Raw genomic sequence first — 17,851 nt, 5'->3', positions numbered from 1 at the left:
TGTGCCTGAACGTCGAGGTGCTGTCGAGCGACGGCATGTCGATCGAGATGCGTGACACCGACGAGGACGTCTTCCGCGCCGCGGAAGAGCTCGGTATCGATCTGTCCCGGCGTGAGCCGAGCAGCGTCGAGGAGGTCTGACCGGACCTGGTCCCGTCACCGCCGGGCCGTGCGGCCCGGCGGTGACGGGAATCGGACGTGGGCTGTGGGTCAGAGCATGCGGCGCTGCGCGGCCCAGCGGGCGAGCCGGTCGCACTCGCCGCTCGGGCAGCGCACGAGGTCGGCGTCCCGCAGGAACAGCCTGCTCTCCCGGAAGCTCTGCTCGCCCGCCTCCAGCAGCCGGTAGAAGGTCTGCCGCTGGCCGCCCCAGGTGACCCAGTTGTAGAGGGGCGTGTCGCCGGCGGGCCGGTGGTGGCGGAAGTCGCCGGCCAGGGTCCTGCCGAAGCCGGTCAGGCAGGTGGCGTAGCCGATCCTCGCCTCCGTGGGCCTCATCGCGTAACCGGACATCAGGCCGTGGTCGTGGTAGCGGTAGAGCCGCGCGCCGTCGCTGTTCCGCACCCGGGCGTCGCACCGCTTGACCGCGGCCGGGGTGGTCGCCGTACGGACGAACGGACGGCTCGGCGTGCGCGCGTAGCGGCTGACGTACGTGAAGCTGGTGACCTTGGACGGTCTGGCGACTTCGTCGCACCGCGGCGTGAGGTTGAGCGTGGTGCCGGCTCCCTGGTCGGCGATCAGGTGCTGGCCGAAGCTCCCTCGCCCCTCCAGCAGCATCAGGACGTACGGACGGCCCTCGACGGTGGCGGAGCGGTCCTCCCTGAAGTCGGCGGTCTGGCCGCCTGTCTGGACGAAGTGGCCGATCCAGTCGGCACGCGACATTCCGCAGCCGTCCGAGGCGGCGGCCGCGAATGTGGGCGCCGGCTCGGCGGCGCCCAGGATCGCGGCGAACGGAATGGCGGCCAGTGCGGTGGCTAGGCTACGCGGCACGGCTCTCTCCCCCGTATCAAAGAGTGACTGAACAACTGCTCAGCGTAGTGAACAGAGCGGGGAGGGCAAAGCAGCCGCAGGTCAGGCGTGTCACGTGGTCAGGGCATCCGCGGACGTGAAGAGACTCAGTGGTTCCCGGGCACCGTCACGGGGGCGGCGAACGGGAGCACGAAGAGCGGTCCGGTCACCACCGCGCGCTCGCTGCCCGGGCCGTAGGGGAGGTCGGCGATCTGTCGGCAGGTGCCCCGGTCCTCGATCCCGTACCTGGCGTTCTGGCCGTCGGGGCCGGAGTTGAAGCGGCCGATGAGCGAGATGCGGTCGCGCACCCGCCCCTGCTCGTCGATGAACAGGCCGTGGATCGGCGCCGTGGCGGCGAAGCCGTCCGCGGTCAGGACCTCCTGCACCAAATCCGAGATCAGGAAGCGCAGCGTCCGGCCGTCGGCGTCGGTCACGGTCCCGTCGAGCTCGCCGAGGAACGGGGTGAAGATGCCCGGCGCGCCGGTGGCGAAGCCGTCGGTGTAGGGGAGCGGCCGCCTGGCGAACTGCGAGGCGCGGAACGTGCGCTTGAAGGTCCCGGTCCTGATCGTGTACGTGCCGTTGCGGCACTCGAAGGGGCGCAGCGTGAGCCCGGTGAGGTTGATCGTCTGCCGCTCGATCGGGTTGCCGCTGGCGGGGTCGCCGAACCGGTCCTCATCGACGCGTACGTCGAGCCCGCGCGGTGACAGCTTCAGCACGAAGCCGGGGCCGATCGCCTTGACGTGGGACCGGTGCTCCTTGATCTTCAGGCCGGGGGCGCCGGGTTGGACGCGATCGGCCGCCGCTGGTGACGCGGGTAACAGGGTGGCGGCCAGCGCCGCGACCATGGTGATGGCGATCCGCATGACCGGAATTTCAGGACGCATGGGTCCTCCTCGCAGCCGCGACGATCACGTCATCGTACAACGGGTGCGTGGCGAAAGCCGATCGAGTTTTCCGGGATCATTCAGCTGAGCTCGCCGGTGACGGCGTTCGTGACACGGTCGTCGAGGTCGCCGGCGTGGCGCGCGTGTTGCGTACCCGTCGCGAAACGCGGGGGCGCCGATCGCGGGACGGGCACGAACCGCGCGGTGGTCCTGTGCGTACCTCTTTGCGAAGAAGCGCGTCCCCCGGCGGGAGGGGGCGTTTCTGCTGCGCGAGGAGGGTGCCGATGCCGGCGGTTGAGCGTCAGACGTGGCGGTATGCCGGTGTCGCGGTGGGGGTGGGCGTCCTCTTCCTGGTCGGCTCCCTGTGGTTCGGCGGAGGGCGGCCGCAGCCGGCGCTGCCCGGGCTGCCGGATCCGGGGCCGTTGACGGGCTGGGGGCTGCCGCTGGTGCGGCTGGCCGGCGACCTGTGCTCCATCGCCACCGTGGGGACGCTGGTCGCCGGGGTGATCCTGGCCCCGCGTGGCTCGCGGGAGTCCAACGCCTGCGTACGGGCGGCGGGCCGGTGGGCGCTGGCCTGGGTGCTCTGCACGGCCGCGGCCTACCTGCTGACGATCTCCAACATCGTGGCCCTGCCAGTGCCCGAACTGCTCGCGGACGTCACCGCGTTCCGCTTCGGGATGGCCTTCTCCCAGGCCCAGGCGCTGCTCATCGTGGTGCTCTGGGTCGCGGTGGTGGCCCTCGGGTCCTGGCACGGCAGGAACCGGCGCAGCGGGGTGCTGCTCGTGATCGCCGTCCTCGGCCTGCTGCCGCCGGTCTACGCCGGTCACGCCGTGTCGGCCGGGGACCATGACATCGCGGTCTCCGCGCTCACGACGCACCTGCTCGCGGCGGCCGTCTGGGTGGGCGGGCTGGCCGCCGTACTGGTGTATTTCCGCAGGTCGGAGCGGTTGGCGGTGATGTTGCCCCGGTTCAGCACGCTGGCCCTGTGCTGCTTCGTCGCGGTGGCGGTGTCCGGCGTGGCCGGCGCCTGGGTCAGGCTGGGTGAGGTGACGCAGCTGTGGACGACCGGGTACGGGGTGCTGGTCCTGGTCAAGGGGGTGGCGCTGGCAGGGCTGGGGGTCTTCGGATGGACGCATCGCCGGCGCACGGTGGCGGGGGTCGCCGAGCGACCGGTGCGGCGTACGTTCGTGCGGCTGGCCATGGGGGAGGCCGTCGTCATGGTCGCCGCCGTCGGGCTGGCGGTCGGCCTGTCGCGTACGCCGCCGCCCGCCGCCGTCAGCCGTGACGCCATCCTCGACTACAGCCTGGCGCCCTACTCGGCGATCAGGCTGGTCACCGAGGTCCGGCTGGATCCGCTGATCCTGCTGGCGCTGGCGCTGCCGGTCGCCGGTTACCTGGTGGGGCTGCGCAGGCTCGCCCGTGCCGGGGTCGACTGGCCCGCCGGGCGGACCGTCGCCTGGTTCGCCGGGCTACTGGCGCTGGCCCTGGTGCTGGTCGGCGGCGTGGGCGGCTACGCGCGGGCCATGGTGTCGGCGCACGCGCTGCAGTACGCGGTGCTCGGCGTCGTGGCGCCGCTGCTGCTGGCCCGCGGCGCGCCCTTGACGCTGGCCGCGCGGGCCACGTCGGCGAGCTCCCAGTACGGCGAGGCCGCGACGGCCGTGCTGAACAGCCGGGTGGCCCGGTGGCTGACCCGTCCGGGCGTCGTCGTCGTGGTGCACGCGCTGCCGTTCGGGCTGCTCTACGGCGCGCGGCTGCTGGAGCTGTCGGTGTCCGACCACGTCGTCCACCTGGTCTCGCTGGGGCTCTGCTTCGGCGCCGGGCTGGTGTGCTGCTGGGTGCTGGCGGGTGTGGACCCGCTGCCGCGCCCCGTCACCTGGCGGGCCCGCGCGTGGCTGCTGGGAGCGGTGGTCGCGATGCAGGCGGCGGTCGGGCTGCTGTTGCTGGCCGGGCCGCCGCTGGCCGAGATCTGGTTCTCGCTGGTGGCTCCGGCGGGCGCACCGGACCCGGTGGCGGCGCAGGTAGCCGGGGGAGTGGTGTACCTGACTCTCCCGGTGGTGGCGCTCGCCGTCCTCGGCGTACGGCTGGCCCGGCTGCGGCGGATCGCCCGGGCGGCACCCGTGGTGAAGCCCGCGTAAGCCCCGAGACCAGGGCTAACCGGCGTTCCTGTGGGCCGTTTCGCCCCCACGCGGGCAGGCCCGGCTCCAGCGGCGGCAGCCAGCCGCCCATGGCCACGACGGGCACGCCGCTCAGTCCGCCCGAGCAGGCCGGGACAGTGGGCGGCGTACCCGCTCGCCGCCCGTCGGGGTCCGCGGTCGTGGTGACGCCGACGACCTCCACACCGGGCCAGCCCAGCACCATGGCCAGGGCGCAGGCGTCGTCGGGATCTCCGGCGAAGTCGGTGTCGATGTGCACGCGCATGGCCCGGCCCGGCCTCTCAGCCCACGCAGTCCTGTGTCGTGAGGGCGAGGGACAGCTCCTCCAGCTTGCCCTTCGCGGTGGCGAAGAAGAAGTAACGCGCCTTGCGGTTGCCGGGGACCGAGACGGAGGGGATGCCGTCCCGCGGCGTCTGCAGGCCCGGGTACGCCTTCTTGACCTGCGTCATCGTGGAGCCGATGCCGATGCCCCGCGGCGTCCTGACACCCTTGGGGGCGAAGATCACCGCCACCCCCCGCTTCTTGGAGATGTACAGTCCCACCGCGTTCTTGCCGGTGGGATGGGCCCGCAGGTCCCATCCGGAACACGAGCCGCCCTGGGAGGCCATCTTGAGCGCGACCCCGCCGGTGGCCCTGGCCTGTTTCTCGGTCATCCCCAGCCTGACCTTGCCGTAGCCGTAGGGCCCCAGCGTGGCCTTGGCGGTCTGGGCGAGCGCGGGTGTGCCGGGGAGGAGCAACGCGCCGCCGGTGACGAGCGCGACGAGCACCTTCTTCATGGTGGCCTCTCGTATATGACGAACCGTCTGCCCTGTTCGAGTGCCGTGCGGCAGGAATGGTTCGCTGGGCAGGCTGCGTGTTATTGCCCTGGTTTGATCTACGTGGCAGCGAAAGGCGACTCCGGCGTGGCGGCAGCACCCGCGGCGACCCGCCGCCTCCGGGACCACGGACACGTGATCGGCATGGTGAACGGCTACGGCAAGTTCGTCGGGGCCACGCAGGTCGACTCCTGGCTCTCGTCGGTGGAGCCGCGCCCGGTACAGGGGCTGATCCCGATCACCAACGTGGACTCGACGGGCGCCGAACGCGCCGACGGGCACGCGATCCGGGTCAGGCGGCTCCGCTGCCCCGCCGTTCGTCCGGCCGCCCCGCTCCCCGGGCCGCCACGAGGCGGGCAAGGGGCGGGCAAGGGGCGGGGGTCAGCCGCCGAAGAGCTGGGCGAGCTTCAGCAGCAGCTCGTAGACGCCGTAGGCGAGCGGCAGGGCGACCCAGGCCCAGGCCACGATCATCAGGGGGGCGGACAGGCCCGTCCTGGCCGGCTCGGTCATCATGATCCTCCTGGTCCCGTGATCACCGCGTCCTGCCGGCCCTGCTCCGCGACCCGGGGTTCGTGGAAGCGGGGATGCACCGGCCGGATGAGCTCGTTGGCCACGAAGCCCACCACCAGGAGCGCGATCATGATGTAGAGGGACGTCGTGTAGAGCGCGGGCCCGGTCTTGCCGGCCTCCGCCTGGGAGTCGGCGATGGCGTTGACGATCAGGGGGCCCAGCACGCCCGCGAGCGACCAGGCGGTCAGCAGCCGGCCGTGGATGGCGCCCACCTGGTAGGTGCCGAACAGGTCCCTGAGATAGGCCGGGGCGGTGGAGAACCCTCCCCCGTAGAAGGACAGGATGCCGACCGCGCACAGGATGAACACGAAGTTCCGCGAGTCCCCGGCGAGCGCGATCGTCAGGTACAGCAGGGCGCCCACGCCGAGGTAGACGCGGTACATGTTCTTGCGGCCGATCAGGTCCGAGATCGAGGACCACACGAGCCGGCCGGCCATGTTGGCCAGGGACAGCAGCGCCACGAAGCCGGCCGCCGCGCCCGCCGACACCGGTGCCGCCGTGTTCTCGAAGAAGTCCTGGATCATGGGCGAGGCCTTCTCCAGGATGCCGATGCCCGCGGTGACGTTGAAGCAGAGCACGATCCACAGGCACCAGAACTGCGGCGTGCGGATGGCGTTGCGGGCTGAGACGTTCGCGGTGGTGATCAGCGCTCGTGTGGCGGCCTTGGCGGGAGTCCAGCCGCGCGGGAGCCAGCCCGCCGGCGGGACCCGGACCAGGAACACGCCCAGCGACATGAAGATCGCGTAGACCACGCCGTGCACCAGGAAGGTCGTGGCGATCCCGCCCGTACCGGTGCCGAAGGCGTCGAGCATCTGCGTGGACCACGGGGAGGCGATCAGGGCGCCGCCGCCGAAGCCCATGATGGCGATGCCGGTGGCCATGCCGGGCCGGTCGGGAAACCACTTCATCAGGGTGGAGACCGGGGAGATGTAGCCGATGCCGAGGCCGATCCCGCCGACGAAGCCGTACCCGACGACGACCAGCCAGTACTGGCCGGTGGCCACGCCGAGGGCGGACAGCAGGAAGCCCGCGGAGAAGCAGATCATCGAGACGAACATCGCCCAGCGCGGGCCCCTGCGCTCCACCATCGGGCCGCCGAAGGCGGCGGACAGGCCGAGCATGACGATCCCCAACTGGAACGGCAGCGCGCTGGCCGTGCCGGACAGGTGCAGCGACGACTCCAGGGGCGACTTGAACACGCTCCACGCGTAGGCCTGGCCGATGGACAGGTGCACCGAGAGGGCCGCGGGGGGGACGAGCCAGCGGCTCCAGGTGGGCGGCGCGACCGTGCGGGCGCGGCTGAGGAAGCCACCAGGTGAGGGAAACGGTGATATTTGGCCGTCTTCAGGCATGAAAACGTAGTATGGAGGAGTAAATGCCTGATTGTCCACTATTGGGATACGGTTTGCGTCGGCGCTTGTTCAACCACCACGAATCACACCAGTCCCAGAGGTTCCTCCCAGGTCCTGTGAGGGGGCGACCGGGCCGCCGGTGCGCGACCGCGGGAACCCTGTCCCCGGCCCGGCCGGTGTGCGTTGATGGCGTAATTTTTACATAACTAACATCTCAAATTGAGGTTTCGGAGCGGCTAAAAAGGCTCCGTAGCGGGACGCCGGCGACAAGGGGGCTGCGGATCGGGGCGCCCAACGCGTTCTGCGAGGACGGCGCCAGGACGGTGGCCGAGGAGGCCACGCTCCGCCGGGTCGCCCGCGACCTCTTCGCCCGGCACGGCGTGGCCGAGCCGGCCCGCCGGCTGACCCCGGCGTTCACGCCCGGGAAGGCTCGCTCGCGGAGGGCCGGCGTGTCCCGGCCGGCAGGGCGCGGATCTGCTCGGTCCCGCCGTGCCGGAGCCAGGTCCGGAAGTCCAGCAGGCCGGGATGGCGTTCGCGCAGCCCCGCGATGTCGGCCTGCCACACGCCGCGCTCGCCAGCGAGTGCGCGCTCCGCGTCCCGGCTCAGCCCCAAGCCGTCGCCGGGGACCTGCCGGTAGGTGATCTCGCGGCCCAGGCTGTCGCTGATGAGCCGCACCGTGTGGCTGGGGGTCAGCTCGTCGCCGGCGAGCTCGATCGCCTCACCGAGGTAGTCGGCCGGCCGGGTGAGGGCGAGACGGGCGAAGGCGCCGATGTCGGTGACGGCGATGAGCTGCACGGGCGTCTCCGGGTCGAACAGGTGCCGTAGCTCGTCGTCGACGATGCCGCCGACGGGCAGCCCTGGAATGGCGTGGTTCTCCATGAACCGCACCGGCCGCAGGATGGTCGCGGGCAGGCCCAGCGCTCGTATGTGCTGCTCGATCCGCCACTTGCTCTCCCAGTAGGAGATCCCGGTGCCGCGCTCGGCGCCGCCGACCGAGGCGAACACGAAGTGGGCCACGCCCGCCGCCATGGCCGCTTCGGCGAGGTCGTGGCCGCGGCGGACCTCGCGTTCGGGGTCCTCATCGTCGGGTGTGACGCCGAAGACGCCGTACGCGCCCGCGGCGGCCCGGGCCAGCGAACCGGGATCGTCGAGGTTGCCGACGCGCAGCTCGGCGCCCCGCGCTCGCAGCGCCTTGGCGGCCGGCGCCTCCGGGTCGCGGACGAGGGCGCGTACCGGCAGGCCGGCGGCCAGCAGGTGGGCGGCGGCCGCGCCGCCCTGGCGTCCGGTCGCGCCGATCACGAGGACGGTCTTGTCGTTCATGAGAAGCCCTTCTGGCAAAGCGGGCATGGCGCCGCTATGGGCGCGCGCCGCCAAGTAAGCTGAGACTGTCTCAAGAAATATATTGAGACAGTCTCAACTTAGCAACCCCGGGAGCCTCCATGCCGACCACCGGCCCGGCGCCGCAGCGCAAGATGCGCGCGGACGCGCGCCGCAACTACGAACGCCTGCTCGCCGCGGCGAAGACGGCCTTCGCCGAGCACGGCGTCGAAGCCTCGCTGGAGGAGATCGCCCGGCAGGCCGGAGTGGCGAACGGCACGCTCTACAGTCACTTCCCCACCCGGCAGGCGCTCCTGGAGGAGCTGCTGCGCGATCGCATGCAGGCGCTGTCCGAGACGGCCCGCGACCTCCTCGATCACCCGTCCGCGGACGAGGCGCTGACCGGCTGGGCGCGGGCGGCGATGGCGCATGCCACCGCCTATCGGGGGCTGGCCACCTCCCTGATGCGCAGCATCCAGGACGAGACCTCGCGACTGCACGCCGCCTGCCAGGCGGTGCTCGCCGGCGGGCAACGCATCCTGGACCGCGCGCGGGCGGCCGCTGTCGTGCGCGGCGACGTCACGGCCGAGGACGTGTACGCCCTGATCAACGCGGCCGCGTGGGCAGGCGAGCAGACCTCGCCGGAGCAGGCCGAACGCCTGCTGTCGTTCGGCCTCGAAGGGATGCGCCCGCCAGCCGGCGGGTGATCCTCGCGCTCGGCGGGGCGAGCCGGGGCCGGCGGCCGCGGTCACCGTGGGCGGGGTGAGCGGGGGCGGGGTGAGCGGGGGCGGCCGCCGTGTGGATTCAGGGGCACACGGCGGCGGCGATCAGCCCGTACTCGATGGCTGTCGCGGCCTGGGCGGGGCCGGTGGCCGGCACCGAGGCGGCCGCCGTGAGCGGCAAAGCGAAACGTCTGGCCATGGAGCACCTCCACAAGTGTCTGCCGCGCATTCGAGGACCGGGCCGGCGCGGATTGCGGCGGGAGGCACCTGTGGCCATGACGTTACCTTGGCCCGCCATTTGCCGGTGGATCAGGTAAAGCGCAGCGGGTTTTTCCCTGCGGCGCCTGGGGTCAAGTCTCTTTGAAATCGATGCTTATGTCCGGGTTTATGTATATATGCGTGCTAGCGTCTGGATTTGGGAGAGCAGCCAACGGGGAGGAAACATGCTGCTCGGGCGGCATCGGCACCCGGATCGCAGCGCGTATATCCTGCTCAGCCGCATCCGGATGGAGGGCGCGGGCGTGTAGGAGGTCAGCCGGTGGCGGGGCTGACCGTGAAGTACGGGGTGAAGTCCAGCTTGTTCGAGACCTCGAGCAGCTTGTTCGTCAGCTTCCCGTCGAACGCCACGACCCTGACCTCGTTGGAGGCGACGTTGTTGTCGTATTCCCAGCAGTAGAGGTGTGACTCGTCGTACCAGCCGAGCACCTTGTCGCAGTCGGAGGTGAACTGGCGGACCCTCTTGCCGCTGGCGGTGTCCCAGAGGCAGGTGCCGCCGTCGTCGTCCTTCGGGCAGTCGGTCACGAACATCCTGCCCGAGGGGGAGAACAGGTCCGTGGTGCCGGACGAGAGCGGCCCGACCCCCGCCACCTCGTGGGTGGGCTTGCCGGACAGGTCGAAGAAGCGCAGCCCGGCCTCCTCGCCGTAGCCGATGACCACGCCGGTGTCCTTGGCGTCCCAGGCGAAGTCGGAGCCCCGGACCGACTCGTCGGCCACGTTGACCACGCTGGCCTTGGCCTGGGCCACGTCCACGACGACGAAGCCCATGGAGAGCCACTCGTCCTTGCCGTCCTCGCCCTTGGCCTTCTGGTCGATGTTGAGCAGCAGCTTGGAGCTGTTCTTCGACCAGGCGCGGATGGTGGAGATCAGCGGCTTCTTCACCGTCTTGACCCGGAACGTGGAGCCCGCCTGCCGGTCGGTGAACAGGACGGAGTCATAGTCGTCCGAGGTGTACTCCTGGGCCCGTCCGGCGAGATGGCGGCCGTCGGGGGAGACGAGGGACTCCCAGTTCTCCGGGTAGCGCTCGAAGGAGCCGTGCAGCGACTGCCTGGCGTAGTCGATGTCGTCCTTGAGCTTCTTGTCGTAGACCTCGTACGCCGTCAGCGTGACCCGGTCGGCCGGCCGCTCGTAGAGCGTGATCGGCCCGCCGGGCAGCGTCTTCTTGGTCAGCGTGGCCGGGGCCGTCGTGGGTTGGGCGGCCGGGGCCGTCTGCTCCGGGGCGGCGGTGGCGGGCTTCACCGTGGCTCCGGTGGCGACCGGATCGTCCCGCAGCATCATGGGCACGGTCACGGCCAGCGCCAGCACCAGGGCGGCGCCGGTCGCGAGGCCGACGGCGAGCGGCCGCCTGCTCCGCTTCCGTTCCAGGGTCTGCCGCCCGCTCGGCGTGGCCTGCTCGGCCCCCCGTACGAGCAGGTTGGAGTCGGGCACCGGGAATCCCAGCAGCATCCGGATCGCCTGCTCGGCCGTCGGCCGCTCGGCCGGATCCTTGGCCAGACACCTCCGCACCACGTCACGCAGCGGCCCGTCGAGCCGCCCGAGATCGGGCTCGGCGGTGAACACCCGGTTGATCAGCGGCTGCAGCGGGCCGTCGCCGAACGGCGCCTGCCCGCAGGAGGCGAAGACCATCGTGCCGGCCCAGGAGAACATGTCGGACGCAGGCCCGACCGCCGCCCCGTTGATCTGCTCGGGAGACATGTACGCGGGCGTGCCGACCGGCGTGTTGCTGAAGGTGGAGGTGGCGGAGAGCGCGCGGGCGATGCCGAAGTCGATCACCCGTGGCCCGTCCGCGCCGAGGATGACGTTGGCCGGCTTGAAGTCCCGGTGCACGATCTCGGCCTGGTGGATCGCGGCCAGCGCGGTGGCGGTGCCGATGGCCAGCCGGTCCAGCGCCGCGCCGGCCCGCGGGCCGTCCCGCCTCACCGTCTGCTGCAGGGACAGACCCTCGACGAACTCGCTCACGATGTAGGGCCGGTCCTGCTCGACGCCCGTGCCGAGCACCGCGGCCGTGCAGAACGGCGCGACGCTTCTGGCGACCTCCGCCTCGCGCAGGAAACGCCCGACGTTGACGGCGTCGTTCGCCTGGTCCTGCCGCAGCCACTTGACGGCGACGCGCGTGCCCGCGGAATCCGTGGCCAGATAGACGACGCCTTGCCCGCCCGCGCCCAGCCTGCCGAGCAGCTCCAGGTCTCCTAACCGTTTGGGGTCACTCGACGTAAGCGGTGCGTAAGGGGTCATGGGTGAAATTCTGGCCTCCGGGAGCGGATCTACGGAACCTACTGACTGGTTTTCCATCGGAGGATCCCGTCAAGGACGTGTTCCGAGGTTGTGAAGCGGCCCCCTTGGCCCCGTCAGGTCATCGCCCCGGCAGGCTAGCCACGGGCTGCCGGGACCGGTCCCGGCAGCCCGTCATGGCGGACCGGGGTGAAAACGTGATGGCGGGGAACGTGCCGGGACGGTGGGGTCAGTCAGCCGTGCTGTCCGTGGCCGCCGGTCCGGCCGGGTGCGTGGGTGCCGGAGGCCGGCGCTGGCAGGGAAGGCGCACGGTGAAGCAGGCGCCGCGGTCGCTGTCCTCGATCCGCAGGGTGCCCCCGTCGGCCTCGGCGATCTGCCGGGCGATCGGCAGGCCCAGCCCGGTGCCCCCGGCGTCCTTGTTGCGGGCGGCGTCCAGCCGGGCGAACCGCTGGAACACCAGCTCGCGCTTGTCCGGCTCGATGCCCGGCCCGTCGTCGATCACCTGCAGCTCCGCGACGCCGTCCGGGCCGCGGGGGTCGTCGCCGGCGGTGTGCCGCAGGTTGACCGTGATCGTGCGCTCGGCGTGCCGGTCGGCGTTGTCGAGCAGGTTGGTGAGCAGCCGGCCCAGGCGCAGCCGGTCGCTCATCACCACCACGCCGGGTTCGAGGCGGCAGATGATGCACTTGGTCGTCTGGTGGCGCATCCGGCACTCCTCGTCCACCAGTTCGGCCAGGTCGACCGGCACGCGGGTGGTCGGCGGGCCCGCGTCCAGCCGGGCGATGGTCAGCAGGTCGGAGACGATCGACCCCAGGCGGTCCAGGCTGGCCAGGACCGTGGTGCCGAGGGTGGGCACGCTGGTCTCCCCGGGTGCCATCAGGGCGTCCTCCACCTCCGCGCGCATGGCGGCGATGGGGCTTCTCAGGTCGTGGGAGGCGTCGAAGGCGAACCGGCGCTGCCGCTCCATCGCGGTTTCCAGGCGGGCCAGCGTGTGGTTGATGCTGTCGGCCAGCTCGTGGACCTCGTCCTCACTGCGGGGAACGGGCACCTGGCGGCCGGGGCAGGAGGCGTTGATCTCGTCGAGCTGCCTGCGGATGGCGTTCACCGGCCGGAGCGACGCGGTGACGATGCGGTTGCCGAGGTAGGTGATGGCCACGGCGAGCATGATCGCGGAGCCGGCCACCAGGGTGGCCAGCCAGGGCTCGACCCACACGGGGACCGCGGGTGAGGAGGCGTAGACGGTCCAGTCCCCGTCCGGCCGGTGGGCCGACTGCGCCACCACGATGTCGCAGTTGCCGCGCCCGAAGACCCCGCCGCACACGATCGCGGCCCTGCTGTTCTGGCGGTCCGGGTCCATCTTCGCCATGGGCGGCCGGCCGCGCAGATCGGGGGTGGAGGTGACGACCCGCCCATGGCTGTCGACGACCTGTACGTTGCGGGCCTCGCGGTGCGCGAGCGGGTAGTCGAGTTCGAGCTGCTGCTCGACCTGGATGGCGACGCGACCGCCCGCCGCCCGGACCTCCTCGGTCAGCGCGCCGGTGGCGAAACGGTGAATGGCGATCATCAGTATGATCGCCAGCAACGTGGACATCAGGGCCGCCACCACGCCGGTGAAGAGCGTGATGCGGGCGGTGATCGAGCTTGACGCTTTCATCCTCCGACCCCATCGGTGCGGGCCTGGGGGCTCTCGTGCGGCCTTGGTTTGCTGGACGTCCGGACGGGAGCGGACGCTCATGGGCGCTGCCCGCCCATGACGTCTTCGACCATACCCGCTGGTCAGGGCGCATTTCCAAATCGAGAGGGAGGAGCCGGGCGACCGCGGCGGCGCGGTCGCCGCGGTCAGCCGGGGTGGCGCGGGTCAGGGGGCCTTCGCCACGGCGTCGCCTCCTGGCGGGTGGGTTCGGTCAGTACGCGGGCCGGCAACGTCGGATTCACCGAGCCATCGAGCCGCACTGATCGCGCGCTGTCGGGCCCCTGCCTTCCGCTGATTCATTGCGGATGCAATGATCCATGGAGATCCCAAGTGGTCGGATGGACAAGGAGCAGTGATGACCGAGCAGGAGCGGGCGCCCGCCGGGGTGGACCCGACCGTGCCGAGTGTGGCCCGGATGTACGACTACCTGCTGGGCGGCAAGGACAACTTCGCCGCCGACCGGGCGGCCGCCGCGCACATCATGAAGCTCTCGCCCAACGCCAAGGAGATCGCCCAGGCCAACCGGGTGTTCCTGGGTCACGCCGTGCACGCCGTCGCCGAGAGCGGGATCCGTCAGTTCCTCGACCTCGGCACCGGCCTGCCCACCCAGGAGAACGTCCACCAGGTGGCGGCCCGTGTCTCTCCCGGCTCCCGGGTGGTCTATGTCGACAACGACCCGATCGTGCTGGTGCATGCCCGGGCCCTGCTGGCGGAGAACGCCGACACCATCGTGGTGGAAGCCGACATGCGCGAGCCGAAGGACTTCCTCCGGCATCCGGAGATCACCGGCCACCTCGACTTCGAGCAGCCCCTGGCGGTGCTGATGCTGGCCGTGCTGCACTTCATCCCCGACGACGACGTGGTCGAGGGCATCGTCCGGGAAGTTCGCGAGGTCCTGCCCTCCGGCAGCTACCTGATCATCTCTCACGTGACCGTGGGTGAGCTCCAGGGCGACGTGGTGGGCGAGGGGCGTGAGGTCTACAGCAAAACCAGCGCGGGCAACCTGACCCCGCGTACGCGCGAGCAACTGGCGGGGTTCTTCGAGGGCCTGGAGATGATGGAGCCGGGCCTGGTGTCGACGACCCGGTGGCACGCCGAGAGCCTCGACCCGTCGCTCGCCGGCCCGGGCGGCGCCGACATCCTCTGCGGCGTCGGCCGCGTCCCCTGAGCCCGGCGTTCTCCGAGGCGTCAGGTCGCGGGTGTCGCGCGGACGAACAGGGTCGCGATGTCGTCGTTCAGCCGCCCGCCCTGATAGTCCAGCGCCGCCTGGCTGACGGTGTCGGCGAGTTCGGGCAGCGGCGTGCCCGCCGTGCGTTCCAGCAGGGCGGGCAGCATGGCCTCGCCGAACAGCGGGCCGTGCCGGCGGGCCTCGGTGATGCCGTCGGTGAAGAGCATCAGCGTTTCCCCTGGCGACAGGGTGAAGCGGCTGGTCCGTACGGAGAGCCGGGGGAGCACGCCGATCAGCGGCCCGGGCTCGCCGACCTCACGTACAGCTCCGCGCCCGTCCACCTGGAACGGCAGCGGGTGCCCGCACACCACCATGTCGAGGTGCTGCCCGTCGTCCTCGGGGCACAGCGTGAGGTATACCAGGGTGCAGAAGCGTTCGGTGCCGTGCGTCCGGACGGCGTCGTTGAGCACGGTGGCGACGTGGGCGGGATCCGGGTCGATCATCGCGGCCGCGCGGGCGGTGTGCCGGACGAGCGCGGTGAGGGTGGCCGCCTCGGTGTCCTTGCCGCAGACGTCACCGAGGATGATCCCCCAGCGGCCGTCGCGCGACTGGAACACGTCATAGAAGTCCCCGCCCACCTGAGTGTCGTCGTCGGCGGAATGATAGCGGGCGGCCAGCTCCACGCCCGGGATGTCCGGAAGGTGCGGCGGCAGCAGGCTCTGCTGGAGCGTACGGGCGATCTCGCGCTGCTTGTCCAGCGCGGCGGTCTTCTCGATGCAGGAGACGGCCAGCTCGGCGAGCTGGGTGAGGATCGCCTCGTCGTCGATGGTGAAGTCGCCGCCGTCCATCTTGTCGGAGAGCTGGATCAGCCCCAGGTTGCCGCCGCCGGAGGCGATCAGCGGCACGGCCAGCCAGCCGCGCATCGGCGGGTGCTGGGCCGCGTGGTCACCGAAGCCGCGCCACCCCGGCTGCGCCTCGAGCTCGTCCTGGCTCATCCGCATCGGCTGGTTGCCGCTGCACACCTGGGCGTAGATGCCCTGCCCGGTGGGGGTGGCCTCGAAGCCGCGCCAGGCGGTGTACTTGTCCGACAGCGAGGTGGCATTGACCGTCTGCGCCCAGGACCGGTCGCGGGTCAGGCTCGACGTCGACTGGTGGGCGCCGATCAGCATGCGGGCCTTCTCCGTGACCGTGCTCAGGGCCTCGGCGAGCGAGCCGGCCGAGTTGATCTCGATGCTGGCCTGGGCCAGGCCCTGTAGCTGCCGCGAGCGCCGCCGGGTGGCCTGCGCCTGCGCGTTCACCCGGCTGGACACCGAGAACTCGAGCTGCAGGCGGATCTCCGACATGGCGGCGGTGGCCAGCTCCCCGAGGGTGCGGAGCTGGTCGGTGGTCCAGCGGTGCGGCCGGGTGTGCACGGCGCACAGCGCCCCGACGGCCTGCCCGTCCAGCACCAGCGGTACGCCGGCGAAGGCCCGCATCCGGGTCGGCGCGACGGCGGGGTTGGAGGCGTAGGCGGCGTGGGAGCGGACGTCTCCGATGACCAGGGGCTGGTACCTGGTCACCACGATCGGGGAGAACCCCCAGCTCAGGGGCAGGGTGCGCTCGGCCGTCCGGGGGTGGCGCGAGCCCACGTGCTGGATGACCCGCTGCCGGTCGGTCTCGACGATGGTGACCAGCACCACGGAGGCGTCGAGCAGCCGGGCCGCCAGCCGGGCCGACCGGTCGAGCGTCTCCCTGGCCAGCGCGTCGATCGAGGCGATCCGGTCGAGGGCCTTGAGGCGATCGGGAGTGGCGAGCGCGTGGATGAGACCTGGCGATTCGATCATGCGGGGACGACCCCGCGTTTCCGCATGGTCGCGGCGGGCCGCCCGCCCCCCGCCCGTTTCCCGCCCGGGCTCTGCTTGCTCCACGACATCCTTCCTCCCTTGTGCCGCATGTTCGCTTGGTGGGGGGAGGTGCGCCGCGGGCAGGATGGCCGTGTCGTGGCCTTCCTGCCCGATTGGCGCCATGATCGGAGCACGTCAACTTCGAGATGGCGTGACCCGTTTTGTGGGGTTATATGCCTGATTGTACAGTTTTCCGGCCCGGACGCCGCCCATCTCGACCCCGGACCTCCTCGGCCCGCGCGCGTGTGACCGGGTGGGCACGAAGGTGTCGTCCCGGCCGGAGCCCCGGTGAGTGGTCAGGGCTCCAGCCGGTCCATTGCCAGGGGTGCGGCGATGGAAGTGGGGTGGGTGTCAGGGCGTGGGCGCGGTGCGGCGGTTGGGGAGCATGTCGTCGGCCGGGAGTGGTGCCGCCCGCGGGAGGCGCAGCGCCGGTGACGACGCCGCCCAGCGTCGCAGGGTGTCCGTGGCCGCGACGCGGTCCGCCTCGGACAGACGGGCGATGTTGGCGCCGTGGTTGGCGCCCGGCGCGACGTACAGGGCGGAGTCACGCCGGCTCGGCGTGAAGCGTTCGGCGCTCCACGGGTCGTTCTGGCCGTAGACGAACATCATCCGCTCCGACCTGGTGCGCACCCAGTGGTCCACATCGAGCATCGGCCGCGGATCGTGCCGGGAGCGGAGCTCAGCCGGGAGCACCGAGTTGGGCTGGTAGAGCTCGCGGTGGCGGGTCAGCCCGCGCAGGTGCCTGAACCGGAGCTCGGGCCAGCCGAGCTGGGTGGCGGCCTGGTAGTAGTACGGGAGGTAGTAGTCCAGGCCCTGGTCGGTGTAGAAGCCGAAGAAGACGACGTTGTCGATCCAGGCGTACAGCTCCTCGTCCGTGGCGGTGGACGGCGGCACGGACGGGCAGTCCGCCTCGGAGGAGTACTGCCAGAAGGCCCACGCCGTGTCCAGGATCGTCATCTCGAACGACCGGTCGGCGCTGCCGAGCGTCCTGGTGAAGGTGTAGCCGTTGCGCTGGGCGTCCGCCTCCAGGAGCGCCACCATCCGGTCGCGCCGCTTGAGCGCCTCGCGCTGCACGTTCTCCACCGCGCCGCGGCAGCCCTCGGGGCCGACGCCGGCGAAGAAGTCGTCGTACTGGCGGTCAGCGTGGTTCACCGGGTCGTTGGGGGCGACGTAGGCGACCACGCCGTCCACGTCGGCCGGGTAGAAGCGCCGGTGGTAGACGGACGTCATGCCGCCCTTGCTGGCACCCGTCTGGATCCACTTGCCCGAGTAGATCGTCTTGAGCGCCTGGACGATCCGGTGTTCGTCGGTCGCCTCCTGCCAGATGGTCAGGTCGTCCCAGCCGGCGGGGGAGGGGCGCGAGGAGCGGAAGAAGCGGTGCTCGACGGAGACCTGGTTGCCGTCGAGCAACTGGGTCGGCTCGGTACGCGAGGCCGTCGGGTTCACCGGCAGGCCGTACCCGCCGGTGTAGAGCACGACGGGGGCCTCGGCCGAGCGGTGCAGCAGGGTGAACCGCTGCTGGAAGGTCCCCTTGCGCGGGTGCCTGTGGTCGATCGGCTGCGCGTAGGACAGGACGAAGAACCGGTAGCCGGTCGGCTGGGTCTCCGACACGACGGTGAGCCCGGGGATGGCCTTGAGCCGGTCCAGCACGTCGTCCTGCGCCGCCACGGGGGCGGTGCCGGCGGCCGATCCGGCCTGGGCGGGGACAGCGTGTAGGGTGAGGGCCGTCGCGACGGCCATCGAGGCCGCCAGGGCGGCCAGGAGTCGGGATCGCACGATGGGCGTCTC

At 71.3% G+C, this 17,851-nt stretch carries 13 protein-coding genes; 3 read left to right on the top strand and 10 right to left on the bottom strand.

Features of this window, described 5'->3' with window-relative positions:
- Positions 1–209: 209 nt before the first annotated feature.
- Positions 210–983, bottom strand: coding sequence for a hypothetical protein (locus ABGB18_RS47315; RefSeq protein WP_347702286.1), 774 nt, complete (start codon positions 981–983; stop codon positions 210–212).
- Between the two features lie 125 nt (positions 984–1,108).
- Positions 1,109–1,885 carry a hypothetical protein gene (locus tag ABGB18_RS47310; protein WP_347702285.1) on the bottom strand — a complete coding sequence of 259 codons (777 nt, stop codon included), beginning with the start codon at positions 1,883–1,885 and terminating at the stop codon, positions 1,109–1,111.
- A gap of 284 nt (positions 1,886–2,169) precedes the next feature.
- Between ABGB18_RS47310 and ABGB18_RS47305 the strand changes: the two genes are divergently transcribed.
- Complete coding sequence (locus ABGB18_RS47305) at positions 2,170–4,020, top strand: cytochrome c oxidase assembly protein (RefSeq protein ID WP_347702284.1); 1,851 nt, start codon at positions 2,170–2,172, stop codon at positions 4,018–4,020.
- A 299-nt stretch (positions 4,021–4,319) separates the two neighbouring features.
- On the opposite strand, the gene ABGB18_RS47300 is transcribed toward ABGB18_RS47305, so the two are convergent.
- The 4 genes from ABGB18_RS47300 to ABGB18_RS47285 all read right to left on the bottom strand — a co-directional run bounded on the left by ABGB18_RS47300 (position 4,320) and on the right by ABGB18_RS47285 (position 8,095).
- Positions 4,320–4,814, bottom strand: coding sequence for a hypothetical protein (locus ABGB18_RS47300; RefSeq protein WP_347702283.1), 495 nt, complete (start codon positions 4,812–4,814; stop codon positions 4,320–4,322).
- Positions 4,815–5,234: 420 nt separating this feature from the next.
- The gene (locus ABGB18_RS47295; RefSeq protein ID WP_347702282.1) at positions 5,235–5,366 is read right to left on the bottom strand and encodes a hypothetical protein; all 132 of its coding nucleotides are present in this window, start codon (positions 5,364–5,366) and stop codon (positions 5,235–5,237) included.
- The gene (locus ABGB18_RS47290) at positions 5,363–6,775 is read right to left on the bottom strand and encodes an OFA family MFS transporter (protein WP_347702281.1); all 1,413 of its coding nucleotides are present in this window, start codon (positions 6,773–6,775) and stop codon (positions 5,363–5,365) included. Before ABGB18_RS47290 ends, ABGB18_RS47295 begins: the two co-directional genes overlap by 4 nt.
- 414 nt (positions 6,776–7,189) lie before the next feature.
- A complete protein-coding gene (locus tag ABGB18_RS47285; RefSeq protein WP_347702280.1) occupies positions 7,190–8,095 on the bottom strand; it encodes an NmrA/HSCARG family protein in 906 nt (301 codons plus the stop codon).
- 119 nt (positions 8,096–8,214) lie between these two features.
- On the opposite strand from ABGB18_RS47285, the gene ABGB18_RS47280 reads away from it, so the two are divergent.
- A complete protein-coding gene (locus ABGB18_RS47280) occupies positions 8,215–8,799 on the top strand; it encodes a helix-turn-helix domain-containing protein (RefSeq protein WP_347702279.1) in 585 nt (194 codons plus the stop codon).
- Positions 8,800–9,345: 546 nt separating this feature from the next.
- Here ABGB18_RS47280 and ABGB18_RS47275 read toward each other — a convergent pair.
- Complete coding sequence (locus ABGB18_RS47275) at positions 9,346–11,325, bottom strand: protein kinase (RefSeq protein WP_347702278.1); 1,980 nt, start codon at positions 11,323–11,325, stop codon at positions 9,346–9,348.
- Positions 11,326–11,551: 226 nt separating this feature from the next.
- A complete protein-coding gene (locus ABGB18_RS47270) occupies positions 11,552–12,973 on the bottom strand; it encodes a HAMP domain-containing sensor histidine kinase (RefSeq protein WP_347702277.1) in 1,422 nt (473 codons plus the stop codon).
- A gap of 394 nt (positions 12,974–13,367) precedes the next feature.
- Between ABGB18_RS47270 and ABGB18_RS47265 the strand changes: the two genes are divergently transcribed.
- Positions 13,368–14,180, top strand: coding sequence for an SAM-dependent methyltransferase (locus ABGB18_RS47265; protein WP_347702276.1), 813 nt, complete (start codon positions 13,368–13,370; stop codon positions 14,178–14,180).
- A 20-nt stretch (positions 14,181–14,200) separates the two neighbouring features.
- Here the strand turns inward: ABGB18_RS47265 and ABGB18_RS47260 are convergent, their stop codons facing one another.
- Together ABGB18_RS47260 and ABGB18_RS47255 are read right to left on the bottom strand one after the other, a co-directional pair.
- Positions 14,201–16,003: a SpoIIE family protein phosphatase gene (locus tag ABGB18_RS47260; protein WP_347702275.1), complete on the bottom strand. Its 1,803-nt coding sequence runs from the start codon at positions 16,001–16,003 to the stop codon at positions 14,201–14,203.
- A gap of 411 nt (positions 16,004–16,414) precedes the next feature.
- A complete protein-coding gene (locus ABGB18_RS47255; protein WP_347702274.1) occupies positions 16,415–17,839 on the bottom strand; it encodes a S28 family serine protease in 1,425 nt (474 codons plus the stop codon).
- Positions 17,840–17,851 lie beyond the last annotated feature (12 nt).

The sequence above is a fragment of the Nonomuraea sp. B12E4 genome (assembly GCF_039871825.1).
Classification (GTDB): Bacteria; Actinomycetota; Actinomycetes; order Streptosporangiales; family Streptosporangiaceae; genus Nonomuraea.
Note: the sequence above shows the minus strand (reverse complement) of the source record. Positions and strands in the feature narration are given on the sequence as shown.